This is a genomic window from Cryobacterium sp. GrIS_2_6 (assembly GCF_035984545.1).
Lineage (GTDB): Bacteria > Actinomycetota > Actinomycetes > Actinomycetales > Microbacteriaceae > Cryobacterium.
The window spans coordinates 2,957,374-2,981,825 of record NZ_JAXCHP010000001.1 but is presented as its reverse complement, the minus strand read 5'-3'; the positions used below and the strand labels follow the sequence as shown (position 1 = coordinate 2,981,825).

The following is a 24,452-nucleotide window of genomic DNA, read 5'->3' as shown; positions in this document are numbered from 1 at the left end:
TACGCCACCCCGACCGGGCTGCGGGCAACGGCGGTTCGTGGTCGATTCCCGGCCCGATACGGCAGCATGGACCCCATGCAGGCCAACTCAGAGTTCAAGCCGGAGTTCTTAGAGATCAACCCGCTCTTCGCCCGCCCGGGGGAGGACAGCGTTGTCCCACGCTATGTCCTCGGCGCGGACCCGATGGAGCCGGACACCGCGTACCAGATCATCCACGACGAGATCATGCTCGATGGCAATGCCCGGCTGAACCTCGCGACCTTCGTGGGCACCTGGATGGATGATCACGCCGGCCGGCTCTACACGGAGGCCTTTGACAAGAACGTCGTCGACAAGGACGAATACCCCCAGACCGCGGCGATCGAGGAGTATTGCTGGCGGATGATCGCGGGCCTCTGGCATGCGCCGGAGCCGATGGACACGATCGGCACGTCGACGATCGGGTCCTCGGAGGCGTGCATGCTCGGTGGACTGGCCCTGAAACGACGCTGGCAGCAGGCCAGGCGGGCGGCCGGGAAGCCGACCGGGCAGCCGAACCTCGTGATGAGTTCCGCGGTGCAGGTGTGCTGGGAGAAGTTCTGCAACTACTGGGACGTCGAGGCGCGCTTCGTGCCCATCAGCGAGGAGCATCCGAGCCTCGACGGGCACAACCTCGAAAGCTATGTCGATGAGAACACGATCGGCGTCGTCGCGATCATGGGCGTGACTTACACCGGGGTCTACGAGCCGGTCGCGGCGATCGCCGCAGCCCTCGACGAGGTCCAGGAACGCACCGGACTGGACATTCCGATCCATGTCGACGCGGCATCCGGGGGCATGATCGCGCCCTTCCTGCAGCCGGAACTGGCCTGGGACTTCCGGTTGGAACGGGTGCATTCGATCAACACGTCCGCGCACAAGTACGGCCTCGTATACCCCGGCCTGGGCTGGATCGTCTGGCGTTCGAAGGACCTGCTGCCGGAGGACCTGGTCTTCCACGTCAGCTACCTCGGCGGGAGCATGCCCACGTTCGCCCTCAATTTCTCCCGTCCCGGCGCGCAGGTGCTCCTGCAGTATTACCTCTTCCTCCGGCTCGGGTTCGAGGGATACCGTGCCGTGCAGCAGGTGTCCCAGGACGTGGCACGATTCCTTGCGCGCGGCATCGAGAAGATCGGCGCCTTCACCCTGTGGAATGACGGTTCCGATATCCCGGTGTTCGCGTGGCGGCTCACCCCCGGCCACACCCGGAATTGGAACCTGTTCCACCTCTCGGACCGGCTGCGTTCCCATGGTTGGCTCGTTCCCGCCTACCGGATGCCCGACGACCTGTCCGAGATGACGGTGCAACGCATCGTTGTGCGCAACGGGCTCAGCATGGACCTGGCCGCACGCCTGCTCACGGTCATCGAGCAGGAGACGGCCTACCTCGACAGGCTCGAGGGGCCGATGCCGGTCGAAGGGCAGCAACCCGGCTTCACGCACTGACACCCCGCGGCGGTCATCCGCACAGCAGATTCCCCGTAGGTTCGGTTGGGCGCCGCGATGCCAAATGCAGCCATGAAGGAGACCCGGTCACGGCAGGCGTGGTGGCGGCGTCGACCATAAGGGGGGATCGCGGAGGGGAAGCACTGAACGAGAACTGAACGAGAACTGAACCGCACTCCTAGAGCGAGGGATTCTCTGGCAGGCGCCGGTAGACAGTGTGGTGAGAAGCCTCGCTCAGCCAAACACCCGGCAGCCTGCGGCCGGCGGTGTCGATTGGGTTGACGAGGACCGTTGGAACGTGGCCGTGCTGGTCACGTTTGACCACGACAACAAAAGTTTGGCCCAAAACATCGTCCGTCCGGAGAGTCACGGCCGTCCACATTGTTGACATCGGGTTTCCCTCAGCGTAATAGGTCTTGTCGAGTGTAGAAGTTCGGTGTGCCTCCTCACAGCAGTTCGCGAGGTCGGGCGTGGACAGAGGTTAGTCAATGCATGCGTTGCCCGCGAAGTGTTGGGGCGCTCCGGACGGTCAGCGGGACGGTCAGTGGACATGACGGTGCTTCCGATAGGACAGCAGGCAGTCGAGGAGGCAACAATGAAGCACGTCCCCATATAAGGCCCTCGACCCGGGAAAGGCCCGAAGGACACTCCCGCACCGCGCCAGAACGCAGCCTGGTCCCAGCTACACTCTCGATTCCCCATGCTCCGGCTGCTGACAGAGCCACGAACCGCTCGGTGGGTTCCCAGCAGTTGCCTACTCGCGTTGTATAAGGTGCGGAGCAAGCGTGTTGTTTTTGACGGGGTAGCCGCTTTCGGACCGCAGGAGAAAGCCGGGGTCAACGTGACGGAAAAGCCGCCGCAACCGCTTCGGACGCGAGCGCATTCCTTGGGTGCCCCTATTCGGCACGGACGGTTGCAGCGGCGTGGCCCATGGCAAACCGTGAGGGTCGCGCTCGTGTTCTCCGTGAGCGTTCTCCTGGTCAGTGGGGGGACTATTGCAGCTGTTGCCACGTGGGATGTTGCCAGCAGCGTGAAACCGGGCGTGCATCTCGCCCACCTTGCGGACACACCCGGGAGCACTGCTGCGCCTGCGGCAGACGTCGCAGCCATTTCCGGCGGGGTCGATCTACTCCTGACGGGAACGGATACCCGGTCCGGGCAGGGTGGGGCTTTTGCGACGGGCGCAGGTTTGGCGGGAAGTTCCGGTGCGGGCAATAACGATGTCACCCTGTTATTACACATTTCGAAAAACCATCAGAACGTGAGTGTGATCAGTTTCCCTAGGGATCTCATGATCCCTGTTCCCGCGTGTCCGCAATCTGATGGGTCGACGGCGTCGGCGTCCAGTCGGGTGATGTTGAACGCGACGCTCGCCCGCGGAGGGCTTTCCTGCGTGGTGCTCACGATCGAAAAACTTACCGGCGTTCAGATTCCCTTCGCCGCCCAGATCAGTTTCGACGGGGTCTCAGCGATGTCCAACGCCATCGGCGGCGTCACCGTGTGTGTGGCCTCCCCGATCGATGACCTCTACACGAATCCGCCCTTGCATTTGGCGGCCGGACAGCAGAGCATCGTCGGTGACATGGCCTTGTCGTTCCTGCGGAGCAGACACGGTGTCGGTGACGGCAGCGACCTGGGCCGCATCAGCAACCAGCAAGTGTTCATGGCTGCGTTGGCCCGGAAAGTCGAAACGGGCGGCGTCCTCGGTAACCCTGTCATGCTGTACTCCCTGGCCAAGGCGGCGACAGACAACATGGTCCTCTCTGACACCTTGACCAATCCCACGACTCAGGTCCAAATTGCGCTCGCGCTCAAAGATACCGGCTTGGCGAACATGGTCTTCCTTCAGTACCCCGCTGTGGCCGACCCTCAGGACGTGAACCGTGTCATCCCGCAGAAGGAGGGTGCTGCTGTCGTGAACGCAGCTCTCGCCGCTGACCAGCCCATTCAGCTCAGCGGTGCCCCCGGTCGGGCAGCCGTTCTGGACAAATCTGCGCCCGCGGCCCCGAATCCCACGCCCACTTCCCTCTCGACTCCTGTGCCGGGCAAGACTGTACCGGCCACCACACCCACCCCTGTGCAGGCGGCCACGCCCGGCCCCGGGGGCGCCGTCCTCCCGACGACCGTGACGGGACAAACAGCAGCTCAACAAACCTGCAGCAAAGGAAACTAGGGCGCTCGACCCATCCCGGAAATCCACGCTGGGTCACAACGAAAATAGCGCTTTGAGACACGCGGATACGGTACCTGTCTGACGCGAAAGCCTATTTTCTGGCGGGAGCAGGGGAGAGGGATTGCTTCTTGGGCAGAAAGTCCCCGGACCACGGATACCGCCCGCATCCCTGTTGGCCTTGTCCCGGCGTCGATATTCGCAACTCGACGCTTTCATCCCTTGTTAGCGGCCATGCCAAACTGCCCATAGGCGGCCACGGAACTGCCCACTGATGGCCAGTAGAAAGGCCCGTTGGTGGCCATTAGATCTGCCCACTTCTATTTCTGAACCCCCGCCCGGTTACGTGGCGGGAGCCCCTTCCTGGGATTTGATGACGGTGTCTAGTCGCATCAAAGTCGCCCAGGAAGAGGCCCTGAATGAAGTTTGACGGAGAAATCATGGAAATACTCGCTGCCTACGACCTGACCGAGTCGTTGCGTGCTGCGGCCGAGCTCACCGGGTGCTCGCATCACACCGTCGCCCGGCACGTCGCCGCGCGCGACGCGGGCCGGCCGCTCGCGGAGCCCGCCTACCGGGGCCGGGTCACGGACCCGTTCCTGCCCAAGATCGAGGAATGGGTGGAGGCCTCTCAGGGCAAGATCCGTGCGGACCGGGCCCACGCGAAACTGATCGGCCTGGGCTTTGCGGGGTCGGAGCGGTCGACGCGGCGCGCGGTCGCGCAGGTCCGTGCTGCGTTCCGGCTTGGCCGGGTGCGGGTGCACCGGCCGTGGATCACGGAGCCGGGAATGTGGTTGCAGTATGACTTCGGCGACGGCCCCGTCATCGACGGGAAGAAAACGGTGTTGTTCGTCGCGTGGCTAGCGTGGTCACGGTTCCGTATCGTGATCGCGTTACGGGATCGGACGGCGCCGAGCGTGTTCGCCGCGCTGGACCGCTCGTTCCGGCTCCTCGGCGGCGCCCCGACCTACGTCCTGACCGATAACGAGAAAACGGTGACCGTCTCCCATGTCGCCGGGGTTCCGGTGCGGAATCCACAGACGGTGGACTTCGCCCGCCACTACGGGGTGAGCGTGCTGACGTGCCAGCCGGCGGATCCCGCGTCCAAGGGCGGGGTGGAGTCCTCGGTGAAGCTCGCCAAGGCTGACATCGTGCCCAAAGACACCAACCTCCGGCCCGACTACGCCTCGTTTGCCGAGGTCGAAGCGGCCTGCGAGGCGTTCATGGCCGTGGTGAATGCCCGGGAGCACCGCGCGACCAGGCGGAAGCCGTCCGCGATGCTCGAGGAGGAACGGCCCCGGTTGCACCGGGTCCCTGACACCGCGCACACCGTCGCGCTGGGCTTGACGCGGGCCGTTCCGGAGAACACGCCGATGGTCACGTTCGAGAACGGCCAGTACTCGGTGCCGGCGCACTTGCTCGGCGCCCGTGTGTTCGTCCGCAGCCACGGCGTCGGAGCCTCTGAGCAGGTCGTCATCGTCCACGTCGGCAGTGACGGTCCCGTTGAAGTCGCCCGGCACCACCGGGCCCGGCCCGGCAGTCCGAAAATTGACGACGCGCACTTCCCCGATCACCGGGAGAAGATCCCGGGAGATTACACGATCACCCCGCGCAGCGCGGCCGAGACGGAGTTCCTGGCCATCGGGGCTGGCGCGCACGCGTGGTTACTGGAAGCGGCCGCGGCCGGGACCGCGCGGATGAACGTGAAGATGGCTGAGGCCGTCGCGCTGGCCAAGATCAGCGGCACCGCCCCGGTCGACGAGGACCTCGGCCAGGCCGCGACCTATGGTCGGTTCGCGACCGGTGACCTCGCCTCCCTCCTCAGCGCAGGCTCGATCCGCCCGCCGGCACGCACGGCGGGCGAGACCAGCTCGCTCGCGCAGGGCACCGCCGGGTGGGCCGCTATCGGACAAGCCGCCGATGACGAGTTGGAGCAGAGCGCGTGAGCGTCACCGCGACCGCCGCGCCCGCGCTGCCCGCGGACCTGGAAGCGTTGATGCGGCAGTTAAAGATGCCCTACGCCCGCGCTCTGGCGCCGGAACTGATCGCGACCGCCCGGGCGCAACGCTGGGAACCCGTCGAGATCATCAAGGCCCTCTTCGTTGAGGAAGTCACCGGCCGGTCCCGGTCAATGCTCGCGACCAGGCGCCGGGCCGCGGGGTTCCCAACGGGGAAAACGTTCGACACGTGGGATGAGGCCGCGTCCTCGATCCCGGCCCCGACGCAGCAGGCCCTCCGCACGTTGGAATGGATCGGCCGGAAGGAGAACGTCGTCGTTTGCGGGCCCTCCGGGACTGGGAAGACGTTCTTCCTCGAGGCCCTCGGCCAGCAAGTCGTCGAGGCCGGGATGCGAGTCGCCTGGTTCCGCCTCGAAGACCTCGGTGCTCTCGTCCGCGCGCACCGCGCCGACGACTCCGTCGGCCGGGTCGTGGCCCGGATCCTGCGCTCGGATCTGATCGTGATCGATGACATCGGGCTGCTCGAAGTCGGGGCCGACGCCGCCGAGGGCCTCTATCGACTCGTCGATGCCGCCTACGAGAAACGCTCCATCGCAGTCTCGTCGAACCTGCATCCAGCAGGCTTTGACGAGCTCATGCCCAAGACCCTCGCGACCGCGACCGTTGACCGGCTCCTGCACCACGCCCACGTCTGCCAGACCTCGGGCGACTCGATCCGCCTCACGCAGGCCCTCGCCGGGAAAGGCGTCACGAAGATGAGCTAGACCAACTACGACCGCGCATGGCCAACGCCACCAACACCCAGGTGGGCAGATCTGTTGGCCATGACCGGGCAGTTCTCGTGGCCACCAGCGGGCAATTCTGCTGGCCGCCTACGGGCAGTTCCAAATGGCCATTGACAATCCCTCGGGTCCTCGGGTTCTAGGGCACTCGAATGCAACCCAGACCAGCGACTTCTGTGCATTCATCACCACTCGTGGGAAAGCACCACTTGGATATCGGCGAAGACGCCGGTCGACAGCACCTCAGCTGCCAGTTTGCTCGGTGTTGGCATCGCTGGCACGCTTGGCAGCGTCGTGCTGGAGTGGCGGCTACCAGCGTGGAGAACTGGAGATCGCCGGTTAGAGGGAGCTTCCCAAGGGGTTGAGGGGGTGCAGGTTGCGGTCGAAGTCGTATCGGAGGAGTTGCCCGGTCGGGAGTTCAGCGTCACGGGTCTGCCGAGCATTGCTGTCGTTGAGAACGATCCGTAGTTGAGCAATAACGTGCGGATCTGCCATGAGAAGTATGGTTTGCCGGTCGGACAGCAGGGGACTGCCCCGGGTTTGGTTGACTCCTGACCTGTGGAGATTCGTCTTCGCTGGAAAGATGTCATCATGCCCAAGCCTTACCCACCCGAGTTCCGCCGCGATGTTGTCGCGGTCGCCCGGAAGCACGAAGCCCCGCTGAATCAGATCGCGAAGGACTTCGGGATCTCGGAGTCCTGCCTGGCGAACTGGCTCAAGAAAGCCGACGTCCAAGAAGGCGTCAAGCCCGGCGTGACCGAGAAGGAATCCGCGGAACTGCGCGATGCCAGGAAGCGCATCCGGCTGCTCGAGCAGGAAGCCGAGGTCATGCGGCGGGCCGTGGCCTATCTGTCCCGGGACGTCAACCCAAAATGATCTACCCGCTGGTCCGTGAACTGGCCGTCGACGGTGTCCCCGTCACGGTGACCTGCCGGGTGTTGCGCTTCTCCAAACAAGCGTTCTACCAGTGGAAGCGCAACCCTATCTCCCAGCGCGACTGGGACGACGCCCACCTCACCAACGCCGCCTGGGACGCTCACCGGGACGACCCTGCGTTCGGATACCGGTTCATCGCCGACGAGCTCCACCAGGCGGGCCTCAGCGCCAGCGAGAACCGGGTCTGGCGGCTGTGCTCGCAGCAGCGGCTCTGGTCCGTGTTCGCGAAGAAACGCGGCCTCACGCGCAAGGCCGGCCCACCCGTCCACGACGACCTCGTCGAGCGGAAATTCACCGCGACACGCCCGAACCAGCTTTGGCTGACCGACATCACCGAACACCGCACCGACGAGGGCAAGCTCTACCTCTGCGCGATCAAAGACGTCTACTCGAACAAGATCGTCGGCTACTCCATCGACTCCCGAATGAAAGCATCCCTGGCCGTCGCAGCGGCCCGCAACGCGATCGGCCAGCGCACCATCGACGGCACGATCCTGCACTCGGACCGAGGCTCTCAATTCCGCTCCAACGCGTTCCTTCGGGTGCTGAAGAACAACGGCATCACCGGGTCGATGGGTCGCGTCGGCGCCTGCGGCGATAACGCCGCGATGGAGTCGTTCTTCGCCCTGCTGCAGAAGAACGTCCTGGACCGGCAGCGGTGGTCAACCCGGGAAGAACTGCGCCTGGCGATGGTGGTCTGGATCGAGAGGACCTACCACCGCAAGCGCCGACAACGCCGCCTCGGCAAGCTCACCCCGATCGAGTTTGAGACAATAAACGTGGCCCTCAAGGCCGCCTGAAACCACTAACCCTTTGAGTCAACTGAACTCGGGGCAGTCCCCAGCGGCATGAGCAAATCTGTGACGAACGACCGCCTCGAAGTGGATACGACGTCCTTGGTGTCCATGTTTGCTGATAGTTCGAGTCTGCTCGGCGGGCTGAACGAGGTCGAAGTCGCGTCACCGGTGTCGCCAGCTTCGGGGGACGACTCGGTCCGCGACAACCAGCCGGGCCGGAGTGAGGGGTCTTGGCGCCGTGCGCTTTGGTGACGATCCCAGGCCTCTTCAACGTCCAGTCGACGGTCGGAGCGGACAACGCGCGGTAGGTGACGCAGTTCCGTCAGTACCCCTTGAGTGAGCGGCATCCAGCCCGGTTCGCAGGGCGTGAGGACCATGTCTGGTGCGATCCGGAAGAGATTTAGTCGGTGAGCGGCCAGACGCGCCTGGGCGGTGAACGTCGGGTCCGTCATCGTGCCGAGAGGAAGGTCAGGCCCGGGATCAGACCGGGAACCGGCTGCGACCTGGTTCGCGTTCAGTGGCAGCAGGATGAGTGATCCGAATGAGTGCATCCCTGTCCTCTGCTTCCTCAAGTCTTGGTCTCGACTTAGGTCCTCGCCCTTGGCGTTCTGGTCTTTCCGGGTCCGATGAAGGGTTGGACCGGGGGATCTAGTCGAGTTGAGCACTTTAGAACGCGGCGCGCTAGCAAGGTAAAGCTATCCATGTTGCCGCGCCGCCCAGACGGCGGCCGTTTAACGTCGCGGCAAGGTGAACGCTTGTGGAACATTGACAGCCGCGATTGCTTCTGTTGGGGTCTCCGCGTACAGTCATCTTTGCAGGGCGCCGTTCGTTAGCTGAGGCTCCTTTGTGGATATAAGCCAGCGACCCCCAACGTCCAGAGACGCCCCGGGTCAGGACAGGTTTTCCCGGAACAAGGGATTGCCCCGATTGGCTCCCGGTTTCCGGGTTAACGCCGCAAAGTGCCAAAGGTCTTACGAGGAGAGGTTACCTCGGCCGGTCTGGTCGGACTCTTCGTGTGCGCTGAGCAAAGCGGAGGGAGCACGTCAATGAGCGAGAGCCATAGACCCTACCTCCTGCCGACCACGCGCACCAGGTAGCAGTCTGCCTGCACACGCCTTTCTGGTGGCGTGCCCCGCGGTGATCGCAGCCCGGCCAGGTCATATTTTCTCGCCCGGCCCTGTGGTTTCCGCGGTGTTCCCGACATCGCCGGCCCTCGTGGGGCCGCGTTTGATCGGCTCCCGGATCCTGTCTTTTCATTTCCTGCAGAAAGTTCACCATGGATACAACGTCAAACCTCGTTCCTCCGACCGGGCCCGTGTCAGCGGTCCTGGATTCCGCGCACGTGGGCGATATTGAAGGGGCCATGGGCACGATTCGACTCGGCGATGATGCGCCGCGGCGGGGCGTGCGGGCAAAACTGCGTACCCTTTTGGCCATTCTGGGTCCTGGACTGATTGTGATGGTCGGCGACAACGACGCTGGCGCGTTTGGGACCTACACGCAAGCTGGCCAAAATTATGGGACCACATTGCTGTGGACGTTGCTGCTGCTGGTACCTGTCCTCTACGTGAACCAGGAAATGGTGTTGCGGTTGGGGGTGGTCACGGGGGTGGGCCATGCCCGGCTCATCTTGGAACGTTTTGGAAAGTTCTGGGGAGCCTTCAGCGTCATTGACCTGTTCATCCTGAACGCGCTCACCATCGTGACCGAATTCATCGGTATCAGTTTGGGCTTGCAGTATCTGGGCATCCCCCAAATTCCCGGCGTAATTGTTGCAGCCGTGCTCGTGCTCGGCGCCGTCAGCACCGGGTCTTTTAAACGGTTCGAACGCGTCAGCATGGTTCTTGTTGCCGGGTCCCTCTTGTTGGTCCCCATTTTCTTTCTGTCGGGTCCGAATCTGGGTGAGATGGCGACCAATTTTGTGCTCCCCGGGATGCCACCCGGGTCCCAACTTTCCACGGTGATGCTGCTCATCATCGGGATCGTCGGCACGACCGTCGCCCCGTGGCAGTTGTTCTTCCAACAGTCCTATGTCATTGACAAGCGCATCACGCCCCGGTTCATGAATTACGAAAAGGTCGACTTGTGGATCGGGATCTTGATGGTCATCGTCGGTGCGGCCGCGATCATCGGCTTCACGTCCGCCACCTTCACGGGCCGGCCCGAATTCGGCAATTTCACTGACGCACTCGGGGTCGCAGAAGGCCTCGGCAAGTTTGTCGGACCTGGCGTGGGAGTGATGTTCGCGATCGCGTTGATCGACGCGTCCATTATTGGTGCGGCCGCAGTAGGTTTGTCTACTTCATACGCGTTGGGCGACGTGTTGGGGTTGAAGCACTCCCTGCACCGCAAACCGTGGGAAGCGAAGGGCTTCTACGCCGTATTCGCTGCCCTCCTCGCCCTGGCAGCCACGATTGTTCTGATTCCCGGTGCGCCGCTGGGACTCTTGACCGTGGGAGTACAGACTCTCGCCGGGGTGCTGCTACCTTCAGCCACGGTCTTCCTCTTATTGCTCTGCAACGACAAAGACGTGCTGGGCCCCTGGGTCAACGGCAAATGGTTGAACCTGTTCACGTCTGTTGTCGTCGCCGTGCTGGTCATGCTTTCCATCATCCTCACAGCCAGCGTTCTCTTCCCAGACATCACGGGAGAGACAATCTTGTCCATCCTCGGCGGGGGCAGCGTCTTGGGAATTCTTGTCGGAGCGACCGCCCTGGTCCTTCGCCGGCGACGCCCGGCCGGTGATGCGGTGCTCCCGATGGAACACAGTCAACGTCTCCGTTGGCGGATGCCACCCCTCACCCTCCTCGCCCGCCCGGAGCTCTCCACCGGTCGGACCATCGGATTGGGCGTGCTGCGCGCCTACCTGATCCTCGCTATGGTCCTCGTCGTGGTCCGCGTCATCCAGCTCGCACTGGGCCACTAGCCGCGAGCACCATATTCTCAATACCACCCCGACAACGTGCCACCTCTACCTAGCCTTGTTCGTGAAAGAAGCCACTGTGTCTAACTCTCCCGTTCCAACAACAACTAAATCCGCTCTCCGTCTTTCCCAACTCCTGCGCCATGCCGTGGTCGACAGCCAAGGAAAACAACTTGCCAAACTCGCTGACGTCATTGTTCGCCTCAGGGGAGATGACTACCCCCTCGTGACCGCGCTCGTGGTCAAAGTGGGTTCCGAAACCATCTACGTCCCGATCGCCGACGTCAGAGCCTTGGAACCCAATCGAGTCGAGCTCACCACAGCCCGCTTGAACGTGCGGGCATTCCAGCGCCGCCCGGGCGAGGTCCTACTCAACGCTGACGTCCTGGGCCACCGCCTCATCGACGTGCACATGGCCTCCCTCGTCCGTGCTCACGACATTTATCTCAGCTCCGACACCGCCACGTGGGCTGTCACAGGATTGAACGTGCACCAAACCCACTGGTGGTCCACCCGGAAGAACATCGCCACCGACCCGGCACGGGACTGGAAATCCTTTGAAGCCCTCATCGGCCACGAACCGTCGGTCCTCGTTCGCGCCCCGTTTGGGAAATTACGCCGTCTCAAAGCAGCCCAAATTGCAGACCTCATCGAAACGGCAGACGCTAAAGAGCAAAGCGAACTCCTCACTCAAGTCCACAACGACCCGGAATTCGAAGCAGACGTCTTTGAAGAACTCGACGAAGACAGCCTCACCCATCTCCTCAAATCCCGAAGTACTGCTGACGTCGCTTCTGTCCTGACCCGGATGCGGGCAGATGACGCGGCCGACGCCATCACTGACCTTCCCCAGGCGCGACGCCGGGAAGTCCTCGCTCTGCTCCCTGAACCCCAACACACCAAAGTTCTGGCCCTGCTGGGCTACCACACCGCAACGGCAGGGGGCCTCATGGGTGTGGAATACCTCGCTCTGGCGGAGCACGCGACCATCCAGGACGCCCTTGATCTCATTCGCACCTCGACAACTCAACAACCGGAAGCCCTCACCACCATTTACAGCACCGCCGACGACGGAACACTCCGTGGTGCGATCAGTATCATCCGCGCCCTCCAAACAGACCCGCACCGTCCCCTTCGCGAAGTCGCTGACCCTGATCCCGTTCACGCCGCACCACAAGATGACATCATCGACGTCACCACCCGCATGGCTGACTTCAACCTCCTCACCCTCCCGGTCCTCGACGAAAGCGGCCACATCCTCGGCATCATCACCGTCGACGACGCCCTCGAAGCCGCCCTGCCCCAGGACTGGCAACGCCGCGAACCCCAAACTCACGCCTCCCTCACCCCGGGCGCCGTGTGAGATCGTGCCGTCTTTTCGAACAGTGGCTCCTCCCAGTGAAGGATCGTCTCATCCAGAGCAGCGTTACGATTTCACTGAGATAGCGGCGGAGGAAATGGGCTCGGATCTCCGCTGACACGATCTCAGTTCCGCGCTACGTAGAGGCGATTCGGCGACACCGGCTGTGAAGTGTTTCCTTCTCTTCCCTCCGTCTCTCTTCTCACCGAATTCGTAAGGGTGACCGAGAGCTCAGCAGAATCACATCACGGGCGCTATGTTCGCCAGAGGCAAGTACAAGCTCTACCGCGAGGTAATCCATACGCTAAACGGCATGGGGGCGTCGTGACCGCTGGGCGCGGTGGCCCCGAGGCTCTCCCTGACTGGTGTTTCCACCGCGAGGCCGACGGCGATCTTGACATTGAGATGGAACGACGAGCTCCGCGGGGGCTACGAGCCAGCGGGCCGTATGGCGGGGGACGTGTGGAGCTTGTCGCTAACTCTTGTGTTTTGACCGTTCCTGGCGAAGGAGAGCACGACGCCGATTGCCACGAGGGTCGTGAGCAAGGCTGTGCCTCCGGCCGAGATGAAGGGGAGGGGAACTCCGAGCACGGGGATGAACCCCAGAACCACACCAATGTTAACGAGGGCCTGGCCGATGATCCAGACCATGACTGTTGCGGTGGACACTTTGGCTTGCAGGTGTGTTGTGGCGCTCATGATTCGGATGAACCCGACTGCGAGGAGTACGAACAGGAGGAGAACGGCGACGGCGCCGATGAGGCCAAGTTCTTCGCCGATGATGGCGAAAATGTAGTCGTTGTCGGCGGCCGGTAGCCAGGACCATTTGGCCTTGGAGTTGCCAAGGCCAACGCCGAGGACTCCGCCATTGGCCAGCGCCCATGTGCCGTGCAGGGGTTGCCAGCATGAAGCCGAGATCGTCCCGGTCGTGGTGTCGCATCCAGTTCCAAAGAAGCTGAGGATACGCGTCAACCGATTAGCGCTTCCCGCGGCAGCGGCGATAGCGCCCACAGCGCCAATTCCTAGGGGAATCGCCAGCATGCGCAACCGTACGCCAGCGAAGAAGAGCGAACCAAAGAGCATCCCGGCCATTATGACGGTCGTACCGAGGTCACCTCGGATCATGACAAGCATGACCGCGGTCCCGCCGACTCCGAGGACGGGGATGAGGACGTGTCGCCAGTCGTCGAGTTGGTTTTGCTTGTGAGCGAGGATCGTGCCGAGCCAGATGGCCAAAGCCACCTTGATGGCTTCGGAGGGCTGGAATTGGAAACTGCCCACTGATAGCCAATTGGTGTTTCCGGCGACGGTCACGCCCAGCGGAGTGAATACCAGGCATTGCACGAAGCAAGTGAGGATCAAGGCCGGCCACGCGATCCGTCGCCAAAATTTGAGCGGAGCCCGGCTGACGAGGAGCATCAACGGGATGCCGACCAGGGCCACGAAGCCCTGGTGGAGGAGCACGCCAAAGAATCCGCCACCGCTCAGGTATGAATCCACCGACGAGGAAGACAAGACCATGGCCATTCCGAACACGACCAAGAACACTGTCGTGCCCAACAGCAGGAAGTAATTCGTTGGCAGAGCATGAAAAATTCGCCTCACCCGAATCATTCGCACTTGGGGTATCGGCGCCGACGCGGTGTCTGCCGTGGCAGGGCGAACGGACCTCAAAGTGGAGCGAGTGCGCAGTGAATTTTTCATGTGGTCTCAGATTTCCCGCGTGCCCCATCAGTAAATGGCACTTGTTGGAAAGAACCAACCAACCATCAAAAATTGTGGCCGGTCCTCCTGTGACATGCCCGTTGGACTATCCTCCCTCAGCGGCACAAGAATTATCGCAGGGTGGAAGCGTGTCGCACGACGCCATCTACGGGCTGGCTTCAGCTGTCATAGGCCCGGGACAGGTGACATCGATCCCTTCATCGTCGCGCCGATACACCTGGATGCGGACTGGGCAACCGGGCCACATCACGAGCAACCCGGTGAGGCAGCCTCACGGTTTCAGCGAGACAACGTCAGAGGAAATGGGCACTGACCTCCGCTGAAGCGACGTCAGTGCCGAGCCAAATATGGGTGATTGGGAGCCCGGTGTTGAGTGCTCTCCTCTCTTTTTTTCCTCATCTTCACATCCAGGCGCCAGCCTCTGACGGACAAAGTCGCCAGGTGATTTCGGATTCGGATCGTGGTCGGCGCGACGAAGTCGATGGAAAGTGGGTGACCAGTGCCGCGCCAGTCCACTGACATGTGGTCGAAGAGGCGGCGTTTGATCGTGTTCCACCTGCCGGTACCGGTACCGGTGCCGGGAGGCAGCAGCCGATCGTAATGCTCAGTCCGCGTTTCCTGAGCCATGGCGCCGAGACCTGCCCTGCACCGGGTCACGAAGACCGACACGGGACACCATGACCAGCTAGCCTGGTTCCTCAACCGCAATCTGGTGTGTTTTCGTGCTGGTCTTTTGGCGGAGCGTTCACAATCGGTTATCGGGGTGGGGGTGTCGTTGGCTGGGTTGCTCGGGGTCGGTTCTTCCCTGGGCGGCTTTCGTCCCCGTGGGTCCGCCACCTGGGCCGCGTAGAAAATAGGCTGAGCCCACGGCTAGGAGCGTTCCGATTGAGGGTCCGAGGAGGTATACCCAGGTGTGGGTGAAGTCGCCGCGAACGAGGTCTGGGCCGACAGTCCGGGCGGGATTCATCGAAGCCCCGCTGACTGGGCTCGCCCATAGCCCCGCCAGAATTATGTACCCGCCCACCGCAATCGCCGAGAAGGATCCAACGTTCTGCGCCCCGGATGCGGAGCCCAGAATTGTGCTCACCAGCCCCATAGTCAACAAAGCCTCGACGACGAGCGCTTGCGAGTCCGTGAAGGCAGGACCGGGGACTGTCTCGCCGTTACCTCCGTGTGGGCCAAACACGGCTATCAGGGTTAGTGATGCCAGGATCGCGCCGGCCAACTGGGCGAGGACATATCCCGGCACTCGGCGCCAAGGAAAGTCACCTCGCAAGGCGAAGGCAACACTGACCAGCGGGTTGAGGTGAGCACCGGATACGGCGCCCATGAACAATATGATGGCCGCGACCATTAACCCTGGCGCCGTGACACTGGCGCCGCGGCCGACGTCCCCGTGGGTGAGGGAATCGACTGTTCCTGCTCCAGCCGCGACCAGAACCAAAAAGTACGTCCCGAACATTTCAGCGCCAAGTCGAGTCCATTCTCGATTCCGGTTATTGAATTCATGGACCCAGCCGCGGTCCCGTGGCGACAGCCCCAAATGCCCCACGTCACGGCCCGCAGAAATGATCACGGCACGCCTACGCGCTGATGATCTGCACGGGGACCTCGGCGTCCTCGTCCACGTAATTCGCCGCGCAGATCCGGTGATAACCATCGGCGATCTGCGCGACGCGACCCTTGCCGATCTGACCTCGAATGATCAAACACGGCGACAGCTGGACGCCTGCGGCTATGCGGTCCAATTCCTTGGCAACATCCGGGTTGCTGCGCGGCAAGAGCGGCAACCCACAACCCCGCAACAGGTCCTTGGCCTTGAAATGGACGACCCGCGTCCCCCTCAACTGTTTCACAAGCGCGTCAATCGCCTTGGGCTTCGCGTTCAGCGACAGATACGATCTCGCCGCCGCATAATCGTGTCCCGCCACATCGACCCGCCACCGGAGCACCCCGGCTTTCGGCGCCTTTTTGTCAGGGACCTGTTTCACACTCGTGCTCATCATGATTTCTTTTCCCTTCCTCGCGGCCGGGACGTCATCTTCTTGGTCGTAAAGCTGCACGGCGCGACCGGACGCCAACGCGAGCTGGCTCCGAAGCTAGTGTGGATCGCATGTCCGGTCAAGAGCCTCCCCGATCCAACTCGCCCCGACAAGCGCCCGGCGGACGTGAACGCCACTGGAGTAGCCGGTTCATCCATCGAGTTGGCGATATCACTGCACATGCTTCTTTCGGTCTCACTGCCGCGTTCATCACTCTGCTGTGGTTGTTTTCGGGCCTTCTCCTAGGCTTTCCTGCCTGGTGGGAGACGGCCCTCACGACCGTGACCGCCACTATCACCCTCGTCATGGTTTTCGTCATCCAGCACACTCAAGCTCGACAACAGGCCGCGACACAACGAAAACTAGACGAGCTATTACGCGCCCTACCCACAGCCGACAATCGCCTCATAGCCGTGGAAGCAGCACCAGACAAAGAACTCGATGATCTCGCCGACCGCAACCTCACCCACCGCGAACAAGCCGTCCACAATGCCACGCCACAGCCCTAAAAATCGTCCAGGAGCCTATGGCATGGTCCCGGGCCCCGCCGCCTGTGCCGGGAATCTCAGGAGCAAAACAGTGGGTGTTCGAGATGAACACGTCTTCGACACGCGCTGCCAGCCAAGCTGCGTCTTTATACTGGGCGCAGTAAAGCGGCAATCCGCTTGAACCCTGAAAGAGGAGATGGACATGACGCTCACTGAAGAGATCGATGCTTTGGCAGAAGACGTGCGCGCCAAGTGGTTGCTCGTTGACTACGGTCTGCCTCTGGACGTGTTCATGAAAATGGTCGCGGCCGAGAGCACGCGCACGTGGGAGGCGCTTCGCCTCATCGCGAGGCGTGTTGACGCCGGAGAATAGATCCGACAGAGCCCAGCATTGGCGTGGAAGACGAATTATTTCACCCGGGTAGCGGCACAGTCCACAAAGATCAGATCGGTGTCGGCCGGGGTGGGCGACACCTGCGTATGTGTTTCGCCGGCGATGAGGTTAGCTTCGGTCCTGCCCACTGCGTCTCGCGCTTTCGAGAAAGGCTTTCACGAGGGGTGACCTCGTGCGGTGTATTTCGTTGACGATGTGGATGGTGCTGCCCACTAATTGCCGCGAAGGGTGAATCGGCGCCGGGTCAGGGGCTGTTGGTCGTCACGATCGTCGTCCGTGCCGGTCTCTGGGTTGTTGGAGTGCCAGGAGAGGCTACTCACACCCTGCTCGAGAGAGAGCCGGGTGACCAGTGTGTCCAGTAACTCAGGTGCATTTCCCTCGATCAGGAGCTCAACCTGGAGTTGGACAAGACTGGTGCCGGTGAGGGACTCTTCCGGGGAATGATTTGCAACACTTCGCAAGACGAATGCCGGTCCTGACAAAGCCTGAACGAGTTGAGCTCGAAGGTGCGGTTCATGTTTGCGGCGAACAAGGATTAGGAGAGTGTAGGAGCCGACTGACTCTTCCTTCGTAGCGGGGGCGCGATCAACCAACCGCCCAAGCGGACGAAGTAGCAGGTGTATCGCCAGCACGACCGCCGTTGTTGTCAGGGCGGGTATGAGATGTCCGGCAGCGGCTTGACATCCCACGGCGGCCGAGCACCAGAGAGTTGCCGCGGTGTTCAGCCCCTGCACGGTAAAGCCCTGCCGCAAAATCACCCCACCGCCGAGAAAGCCCACTCCCGAAACGACATACGCCGCAATTTGCAGCGGTGCCTGGGGAACACCGGCTTGCTCTCCGAACAGCACAAATACTGCGGCACCCGCCGCTACGAGGGCCTGAGTCCTCAGCCCAGCCGTTCGTGAGCGAAATTGACGTTCGAGACCGATCATCAGGCCACACCCGGTGGCTAGAAGCAGGCGAAGCGCGAATTCAAAATCCGTTGGGTTCACAGCCACTCACTCTTCTTTGTATGTTTTTTAGAATGTGACGGTGGGCAGTGTTTGTCTGATGGGGTGGTCTTGGGGGGCTTCGGATTCGATGTAGTTGCAGATAGCGACTATTGCTTTGTCTTGTTGTGTGAGGTGGCGCTGAAGTCTGCGGCATTCATGGACGACTGCTTCTGCGTCAAGGTAAGTCTGCTCGGCGCGTTGGGTACCGGCCCGGCCGAGTACATCTTGCCCGACCATGATGACGAACATGAACACCAGTTGGAGGAGGCTGGAAATAAAGAGGAGAAACGCGAATGGGTAGGGGTCGAAAGTGATGATTCCGGTCAAGGCCAATCCGATCCACCCGAACTGGAAAAACACAGCAAAATAGAAAGCCCACATTGTGCTGACGGCCCTTGTAATTGCGGCAGCGATACGACCATTGAGTCCCACATATTGCTCCCCGACCGTAGTCGGTGTTATCGTCTCCCTTTCCTTCACCCGCGGGTGCGCACTCGATTTGACCAGATCGACGCCCTTGTTGAGGATGCGGTCTTGTTCCACCAGGTGGGAATGCAGTGTGAGGACCTCGCTGAGAATCGTTTCAGCGTCTCTGAAGGTGCGTTCGGAACGATGATCAGAACTGCGGCCGAGTACACCCTGGCCTACGAGGATCACGAACACGAGTACCAGCTGCACCAAGTTACCCAGGAACAGTAGGAAAGGGAACGGGTAAGGGTCAGTCTTATGTAACGGTCCGACGCTGGCCAGGACAATCCAGACGAATACGAAAACGATAGTGATATAGACGGACCACATAGATCCGACCTTGCTGGTAAGGAAAAGTCCAAGTCGAGCATTTAGGCCAAGATGTTCATTCTCACTGGCCGCAGCAGCGTCAGTGGGCGCCGTTCTCTTGGAAGGTCTCAATTCGCGGGTGTGGTCCATGACGCTCATGATAAGCGACGTGTAGATCCTCACAGACCTGGGTTGCCAGTGTTGGGGCGGCGGTTTGACTGGCGCTTGGTGGCCGGTCGCTCCCCACGGCCTCCTCGCCCGGGTCACAGCCCATGGACTTATAACCGCCTGACCCCCGACGAACTGAAAGGCTCCACCGCGAACCTCGTTTGGGGGGTGCGTTCCGCGAAGATGATCGGCACGCACTCCGAGTGCGCCGTAGCCTGTACTCGGACCGTCTCCCGTAGTAGTCGGCTGCGAGGGGGACCGAAGTGCCAATTTCTGCTGGGTTGAGAACCCGTGCCTGGGTGGCCGCGCTGGCCATCGTCGGTGGGGCATTGGTCGCGATCCCGCTCGCCGCGGCCCCACAGGCCGCCGAAGCGCTCACCGGATCCGAGTTTGATCCGGGCTACATCATCTCCGACCAGAACTTCTTCGACACCAGCACCATGTCGGTAGGGCAGGTCCAGGACTTCCTCAATGCGCAGGTTTCGTCCTGCTCGAGCGGTTATGTCTGTCTGAAGGACTACACGATGGCGACCTATGACCGGGCCGCCGTCGAACCAGGGCACTGCTCCGCCTACGCCGGTTCCGGGAGCGAGTCGGCCGCCAGCATCATCTTCAAGACGGCGCAGGCCTGTGGGATCAACCCCCAGGTGCTGCTGGTGCTTCTGGAGAAGGAGACCGGGCTGATCACGGACACGTCGCCGACCGACTCGACGTACCGCAAGGCCATGGGCTACGGATGCCCGGACACGAGCTCGTGCGACGCGGCTTTCTACGGCTTCTACAACCAAGTTTACAAGGCTGCGTGGCAGTTCCGGCAGTACTCCAACTACCCGGATCGCCACTATCAGATCGGCAATGTTTCCGTCGGATACCACCCGAATGCCGCCTGCGGGGCGACAGACGTGGACATCCGGAACCAGGCAACGGCTGACCTCTACAATTACACGCCCTACCAGCCCAACAGTGCGGCACTTGCCAACCTCGGCGGTACCGGTGACGGTTGCTCGTCCTACGGCAACCGTAACTTTTGGGTCTACTACTCGAACTGGTTCGGTTCGCCCACCGGCGTGACCGCCAGTCCCTTTGGCGTCGTCGACTCCATCACCGCCTCACCCGGTAACTTCAGGGTCAGCGGCTGGGCCATTGATCCCGACACCTCTGCCCCGGTGGCCGTGCACGTTTACGTGGGGAGCGTGGGGACCGCCTTCAGCGCGGACCTCGTACGTAACGACGTCGCGGCCGTCTACACGGGCCTCGGATCCAACCACGGCTTCGACGTGACCGTGCCGGTGACGTCCGAGGGACCGAACACGGTCTGCATCTACGCGATCAATGTCGGTCCTGGCTCGAACGTGCAACTCGGCTGCCGATCCATCACTGCGATGAGCGGCTCACCGATCGGCTCAATCGACGGGATTAAGGGCGTGACCGGCGGCGTCAACGTCTCAGGGTGGGCTCTGGACCCGGATTCTACGGACCCGATCGCGGTACACCTTTACGTTGACTCGGTCGGTAAGGCCGTCTCGGCGGGGATGTCACGCCCCGATATCGCGGCGGCATACCCGGCATACGGCGCGAATCACGGTTACAGCGATACCCTCGCGGCGTCGCCGGGACCGCACTCCGTCTGTGCGTACGCGATCAACACCGGTATCGGCGGGACCACCGTGCTGGGCTGCCAGAACGTGGTCGTCCCCGATAGCGGGTCGGGCGTGCAGGATCTGGGCCGGGCGCCGATTGGTGCACTTGATGCGGCAACTGTCGCGAGCGACGGCGTGACTGTGTCGGGTTGGGCCATCGATCCGGACACGACCGCGTCCATCCGGGTGCATATTTACGTGGACGCGGTGGGTGCGGCGTTCATGGCGGACAAGGACCGTCCGGATGTTGGGGCGGTTTACCCGGTCTACGGTGGGGCGCATGGTTATTCGGAGAAGATCGCGGTCGCTCCCGGATCTCATCGGATCTGCGCGTATGGGATCAACACTGGGGCGGGCGGCAATACTCAGTTGAACTGCAAGGACGTCGTTGTGCCTGTTGCGACGATCCCTGATCTGGGCAGGGCGCCGATTGGTGCGCTTGATGCGGCAACTGTCGCGAGCGACGGCGTGACTGTGTCGGGTTGGGCCATCGATCCGGACACGACCGCGTCCATCCGGGTGCATATTTACGTGGACGCGGTGGGTGCGGCGTTCATGGCGGACAAGGACCGTCCGGATGTTGGGGCGGTTTACCCGGTCTACGGTGGGGCGCATGGTTATTCGGAGAAGATCGCGGTCGCTCCCGGATCTCATCGGATCTGCGCGTATGGGATCAACACTGGGGCGGGCGGCAATACTCAGTTGAACTGCAAGGACGTCGTTGTGCCTGTTGCGACGATCCCTGATCTGGGCAGGGCGCCGATTGGTGCGCTTGATGCGGCAACTGTCGCGAGCGACGGCGTGACTGTGTCGGGTTGGGCCATCGATCCGGACACGACCGCGTCCATCCGGGTGCATATTTACGTGGACGCGGTGGGTGCGGCGTTCATGGCGGACAAGGACCGTCCGGATGTTGGGGCGGTTTACCCGGTCTACGGTGGGGCGCATGGTTATTCGGAGAAGATCGCGGTCGCTCCCGGATCTCATCGGATCTGCGCGTATGGGATCAACACTGGGGCGGGCGGCAACACCCTGGTCGGGTGCCTTACGATCACGGTCTAAACGGCCGTACGCGGGGCGTACCCTGGTCACCGTTACAGGTAGCAGGGTCGAGGCCGGGAACGGGCGCCGCGTGCGTGGCCTCGCCCTGGACTCGTCATTGGACGGAGCTAGGGAACAGGCATTCGCGTTATTCTAAATGCCGTCCGTAGGAGAGCTTGGCTGACATTTGTATCGCTGGGGCCGGCCTTACCGTCATCGCCACGGCCTGGTGGTCGTGACCTCGCTCGGGGAAAGCCGGACGAAGCCGGGCAAAAACGCGCACAGCATCGAGGCAGTTTCTGTCGCTCGCGGCGAGTTCCTGGATTCACCTACGGGCACGCCGGGCGGGACGGAGGTGACGGTACGCACGCTGCGAACCCAATAGTGCGGATGTCGGCACGGCAGCTGCTACTACTTCGGCGGGACTCGACAGCCGGGTTGAAGACATCACTGCACGTGCCCTTTTTCGATCACACCGCGGACGGCCCTTTTCATTTTGAAAGTTCTTACACACGGCTTCGCGCTCGCGCGAACGGCTCGCGTTCTTAGAGACATCTCTCCGGCTGACGATTGCATATCCTGCGGGACAACCCCATCCAGGGGGCATGGGAGCATTAGTGTCGGAAATTGGCCTCAGTGAGTTTGCAGGGCGCTCCACCATAGTTGTGACGAGCGCCGCCTTGCGCGCTTTCGTACGGTGGCCTTTCGCTGCTGGCTGATGAACGGACTCTCCGATGACCTCTTCAACACCCGATGCCCGTCCGATCGCTCATCGTGGCGAGGCGAGTAAGCGTGTGCGTCGACGTCGGAGGATCCTGGTGTCGCGGGCGCGGGCGCGGTCGTTGTGATCGTTGGGCGGATGGCGGCCTTCGCGATCTACAGTTACAACGATCTGTCCAACCTCATCCACCGTTCGACGATCACGATGTCGACCGCGTCGGCAACGCCGGGGGTACCGCAGAATACCGGCGAGACGAAGGACGCCTACACCGACCGGGCCACTCCGCTGCAATCCGGGTCGATCCCGTGCGTCGAATAGGCCCGGTCACAGCATTACCCATTGACCGTGCGGCACGATTGCGCGGCGCGGTCCCCGGAGTTCGGACCCGGAATGTTGAACTGTTCTTGTTGCTGCTGGCCAGTGTCATTGTGCTCGGCAGTGTGCTGCTCGTGCAGCTGGGAGCTACCGGACACACTGATGCGGCGTTCATCGGTGTGAGCGCGACACTTCCAGCCCTGTCGCTCTTGACGCACGTGGTGATGCGGTTCGCGGCACCGTTATCTGATCCGTTCATTCTGCCGATTATGACCGTCCTCAGTGGGCTTGGGATCGCGGAAATTTATCGGATCGATCTTCATTACGGCTCTACCGGCTGGGCAAGTGCGAGCGTTCGACAAATCGTCTGGTGTGCGATCGCGGTCATTTGTGCACTGGTGACGCTATTGGTTGTACGGAACATTCAGCTCCTGCACCGATACACGTTCACCTTCGGGCTCATTGCCGTGGCCTTACTCGCGCTTCCCCTGGTACCCGGAATCGGAAGAGTCGTCTCCGGCGCTCGGGCCTGGATCAGCATCGGTTCGCTCAGTTTCCAGCCCGGGGAGATCGCGAAGATCGCTTTGGCGGTCTTCTTCGCAGGATACCTTGTGCGACACCGCGACGCGCTGTCGCTCTTGGGGAACAAACATCTCGGATTTCGATTTCCCCGCGTTCGCCATACGGGCCCGATCGTTTTGGTCTGGCTGCTCTCTATCCTTGTGGTGATCGCCCAACACAATCTCGGCCCTGGCCTGCTTTACTTCGGGATCTTTCTCGTCTTGATCTACGTTGCCACAGCACGGCTCAGCTGGCTCATCATCGGTGGTCTACTCATCGTGGCGGGCACCGCTGCTGGCAATGCCAGCCTCAGCTACGTGAACCTTCGGATCACTAACTGGTTCACCCCATTCGACACCCAGGTCTACAACGCGACCGGCGGAAGCTACCAGCTCGTCCAAGGTCTATTTGGCTTCGCGCACGGTGGCCTGATTGGCACTGGCCTTGGCCAAGGGCAGCCTTGGATCACCCCGGTCTCGCAAAGCGACTACATCTTCGCAAGCCTCGGTGAAGAACTCGGCCTCGCGGGGATCTTTGCCATTCTCTCCCTCTACCTTCTCTTCACCGCGCGCGGCCTGCGAATCGCGCACGACAGCGCCGACGACTTCAGCACTCTCCTCGCCGTCGGGCTTGCCTTTGTCGTCGCCCTGCAGACGTTCATCATCATCGGCGGACTTACCCGCATCATTCCACTCACCGGACTCACCACCCCCTGGCTCTCTGCCGGCGGATCCTCCGTCATCTCCAACTGGGTCATCGGGGCCCTCCTCCTACGAATCTCCAATCAACGCCGCCCATCACGCCAGCGGGCGGGACCTAAAAGTTCATGATCCGAGATGCCAGTGACCAAGCCCGGTTCACGTCTTGACAGATCCTCGGTTGCGTCCCGCGGAGCGGTGCACTTCCCGGTCTTGGGGCGTTGCCACTCTCGTAGGTCAGCAAGGCGTCGTGACCGGCCGCGGCCCGCGCAAAAGTCCTCGTGCGTTTCCACTATTTTAGGCGTGCCAGAATTCCTCTATGAGGCATTCCGTCTTTGCCAGGTCCCATCCAATGGTTCGCGTCCGCCCAGCGCGAGGGTGTGCCCTGTGCGCGTCCGATTTCGTCCGCCGGGCCCGGTGGTGATCCTCTTGGATACTAATGGGCTGCCTCTGACGCGGGAGGACGTGGCGCGTTCCTCTGACCGTGCCCGGGTCTCCCG

At 62.1% G+C, this 24,452-nt stretch carries 18 protein-coding genes and 1 riboswitch; of the genes, 12 read left to right on the top strand and 6 right to left on the bottom strand.

Annotation, left to right across the window (positions count from 1 at the left end; translation table 11 throughout):
- The first annotated feature begins 66 nt into the window (after positions 1 to 66).
- From RCH22_RS14585 to istB, 4 genes are all read left to right on the top strand, one after another.
- Entirely contained in the window at positions 67 to 1,464 is a 1,398-nt protein-coding gene (locus tag RCH22_RS14585) for a glutamate decarboxylase (RefSeq protein ID WP_322189852.1), read from the top strand.
- Positions 1,465 to 2,428: 964 nt separating this feature from the next.
- Positions 2,429 to 3,637 (top strand): LCP family protein, encoded by a 1,209-nt coding sequence (locus RCH22_RS14580; protein WP_327012698.1) that lies wholly within the window; start codon positions 2,429 to 2,431, stop codon positions 3,635 to 3,637.
- A 416-nt stretch (positions 3,638 to 4,053) separates the two neighbouring features.
- On the top strand, positions 4,054 to 5,580 hold the full coding sequence (gene istA, locus RCH22_RS14575) for an IS21 family transposase (protein ID WP_322189228.1): 1,527 nt from the start codon (positions 4,054 to 4,056) through the stop codon (positions 5,578 to 5,580).
- Positions 5,577 to 6,356, top strand: coding sequence for an IS21-like element helper ATPase IstB (gene istB, locus RCH22_RS14570; RefSeq protein ID WP_322189230.1), 780 nt, complete (start codon positions 5,577 to 5,579; stop codon positions 6,354 to 6,356). The genes istA and istB overlap by 4 nt, the downstream gene beginning before the upstream one ends.
- Before the next feature lie 357 nt (positions 6,357 to 6,713).
- Here istB and RCH22_RS14565 read toward each other — a convergent pair whose 3' ends face one another.
- The gene (locus RCH22_RS14565) at positions 6,714 to 6,869 is read right to left on the bottom strand and encodes a hypothetical protein (protein WP_322140582.1); all 156 of its coding nucleotides are present in this window, start codon (positions 6,867 to 6,869) and stop codon (positions 6,714 to 6,716) included.
- 96 nt (positions 6,870 to 6,965) lie between these two features.
- On the opposite strand from RCH22_RS14565, the gene RCH22_RS14560 reads away from it, so the two are divergent.
- The 3 genes from RCH22_RS14560 to RCH22_RS14550 all read left to right on the top strand — a co-directional run bounded on the left by RCH22_RS14560 (position 6,966) and on the right by RCH22_RS14550 (position 12,393).
- Positions 6,966 to 8,110 (top strand): IS3 family transposase gene (locus RCH22_RS14560; RefSeq protein WP_323511346.1). Its coding sequence is split into 2 segments (ribosomal slippage): positions 6,966 to 7,245 and positions 7,245 to 8,110, totalling 1,146 coding nucleotides; the frame shifts between segments, so codons are not numbered across the junction.
- Positions 8,111 to 8,925: 815 nt separating this feature from the next.
- Positions 8,926 to 9,095, top strand: a riboswitch (M-box (ykoK) riboswitch).
- A 354-nt stretch (positions 9,096 to 9,449) separates the two neighbouring features.
- Positions 9,450 to 11,033 (top strand): Nramp family divalent metal transporter, encoded by a 1,584-nt coding sequence (locus RCH22_RS14555; RefSeq protein WP_327012699.1) that lies wholly within the window; start codon positions 9,450 to 9,452, stop codon positions 11,031 to 11,033.
- Positions 11,034 to 11,178: 145 nt separating this feature from the next.
- A complete protein-coding gene (locus RCH22_RS14550; RefSeq protein WP_327012700.1) occupies positions 11,179 to 12,393 on the top strand; it encodes a CBS domain-containing protein in 1,215 nt (404 codons plus the stop codon).
- A gap of 426 nt (positions 12,394 to 12,819) precedes the next feature.
- On the opposite strand, the gene RCH22_RS14545 is transcribed toward RCH22_RS14550, so the two are convergent.
- From RCH22_RS14545 to RCH22_RS14540, 3 genes are all read right to left on the bottom strand, one after another.
- A complete protein-coding gene (locus RCH22_RS14545; protein ID WP_327014470.1) occupies positions 12,820 to 14,004 on the bottom strand; it encodes an FtsW/RodA/SpoVE family cell cycle protein in 1,185 nt (394 codons plus the stop codon).
- Between the two features lie 856 nt (positions 14,005 to 14,860).
- Positions 14,861 to 15,775, bottom strand: a complete 915-nt coding sequence (locus RCH22_RS21215) for an MIP/aquaporin family protein (RefSeq protein ID WP_369125156.1) — start codon at positions 15,773 to 15,775, stop codon at positions 14,861 to 14,863.
- Entirely contained in the window at positions 15,699 to 16,178 is a 480-nt protein-coding gene (locus RCH22_RS14540; RefSeq protein WP_322136696.1) for a hypothetical protein, read from the bottom strand. The genes RCH22_RS21215 and RCH22_RS14540 overlap by 77 nt, the downstream gene beginning before the upstream one ends.
- A gap of 50 nt (positions 16,179 to 16,228) precedes the next feature.
- On the opposite strand from RCH22_RS14540, the gene RCH22_RS14535 reads away from it, so the two are divergent.
- Together RCH22_RS14535 and RCH22_RS14530 are read left to right on the top strand one after the other, a co-directional pair.
- Positions 16,229 to 16,666 carry a low affinity iron permease family protein gene (locus RCH22_RS14535; protein ID WP_322136695.1) on the top strand — a complete coding sequence of 146 codons (438 nt, stop codon included), beginning with the start codon at positions 16,229 to 16,231 and terminating at the stop codon, positions 16,664 to 16,666.
- 181 nt (positions 16,667 to 16,847) lie between these two features.
- Entirely contained in the window at positions 16,848 to 17,018 is a 171-nt protein-coding gene (locus RCH22_RS14530; protein ID WP_322136694.1) for a hypothetical protein, read from the top strand.
- A 233-nt stretch (positions 17,019 to 17,251) separates the two neighbouring features.
- Here RCH22_RS14530 and RCH22_RS14525 read toward each other — a convergent pair whose 3' ends face one another.
- Both RCH22_RS14525 and RCH22_RS14520 read right to left on the bottom strand, forming a co-directional pair.
- Entirely contained in the window at positions 17,252 to 18,037 is a 786-nt protein-coding gene (locus tag RCH22_RS14525) for an MgtC/SapB family protein (protein ID WP_322136693.1), read from the bottom strand.
- A gap of 21 nt (positions 18,038 to 18,058) precedes the next feature.
- Entirely contained in the window at positions 18,059 to 18,958 is a 900-nt protein-coding gene (locus RCH22_RS14520; protein ID WP_322136692.1) for a DUF1003 domain-containing protein, read from the bottom strand.
- A gap of 281 nt (positions 18,959 to 19,239) precedes the next feature.
- Between RCH22_RS14520 and RCH22_RS14515 the strand changes: the two genes are divergently transcribed.
- The 3 genes from RCH22_RS14515 (at position 19,240) to RCH22_RS14505 (ending at position 24,084) form a co-directional block, all read left to right on the top strand.
- A complete protein-coding gene (locus RCH22_RS14515; protein WP_327014469.1) occupies positions 19,240 to 21,678 on the top strand; it encodes a hypothetical protein in 2,439 nt (812 codons plus the stop codon).
- A gap of 838 nt (positions 21,679 to 22,516) precedes the next feature.
- Entirely contained in the window at positions 22,517 to 22,696 is a 180-nt protein-coding gene (locus RCH22_RS14510; RefSeq protein WP_322136689.1) for a hypothetical protein, read from the top strand.
- Positions 22,697 to 22,782: 86 nt separating this feature from the next.
- Positions 22,783 to 24,084, top strand: a complete 1,302-nt coding sequence (locus RCH22_RS14505) for an FtsW/RodA/SpoVE family cell cycle protein (protein WP_322136688.1) — start codon at positions 22,783 to 22,785, stop codon at positions 24,082 to 24,084.
- Positions 24,085 to 24,452: the final 368 nt, after the last annotated feature.

Excerpts from the sequence above, each read along its gene's own strand:
- RCH22_RS14585 (WP_322189852.1), top strand. The coding sequence starts at position 67 with ATGGACCCCATGCAGGCCAACTCAGAGTTCAAGCCGGAGTTCTTAGAG.
- istA (WP_322189228.1), top strand. The coding sequence starts at position 4,054 with ATGAAGTTTGACGGAGAAATCATGGAAATACTCGCTGCCTACGACCTG.
- RCH22_RS14565 (WP_322140582.1), bottom strand. The coding sequence starts at position 6,869 with ATGGCAGATCCGCACGTTATTGCTCAACTACGGATCGTTCTCAACGAC.
- RCH22_RS14545 (WP_327014470.1), bottom strand. The coding sequence starts at position 14,004 with ATGATTCGGGTGAGGCGAATTTTTCATGCTCTGCCAACGAATTACTTC.
- RCH22_RS21215 (WP_369125156.1), bottom strand. The coding sequence starts at position 15,775 with ATGGTTATCACCGGATCTGCGCGGCGAATTACGTGGACGAGGACGCCG.
- RCH22_RS14535 (WP_322136695.1), top strand. The coding sequence starts at position 16,229 with ATGTCCGGTCAAGAGCCTCCCCGATCCAACTCGCCCCGACAAGCGCCC.
- RCH22_RS14530 (WP_322136694.1), top strand. The coding sequence starts at position 16,848 with ATGACGCTCACTGAAGAGATCGATGCTTTGGCAGAAGACGTGCGCGCC.
- RCH22_RS14520 (WP_322136692.1), bottom strand. The coding sequence starts at position 18,958 with ATGGACCACACCCGCGAATTGAGACCTTCCAAGAGAACGGCGCCCACT.
- RCH22_RS14510 (WP_322136689.1), top strand. The coding sequence starts at position 22,517 with ATGGCGGCCTTCGCGATCTACAGTTACAACGATCTGTCCAACCTCATC.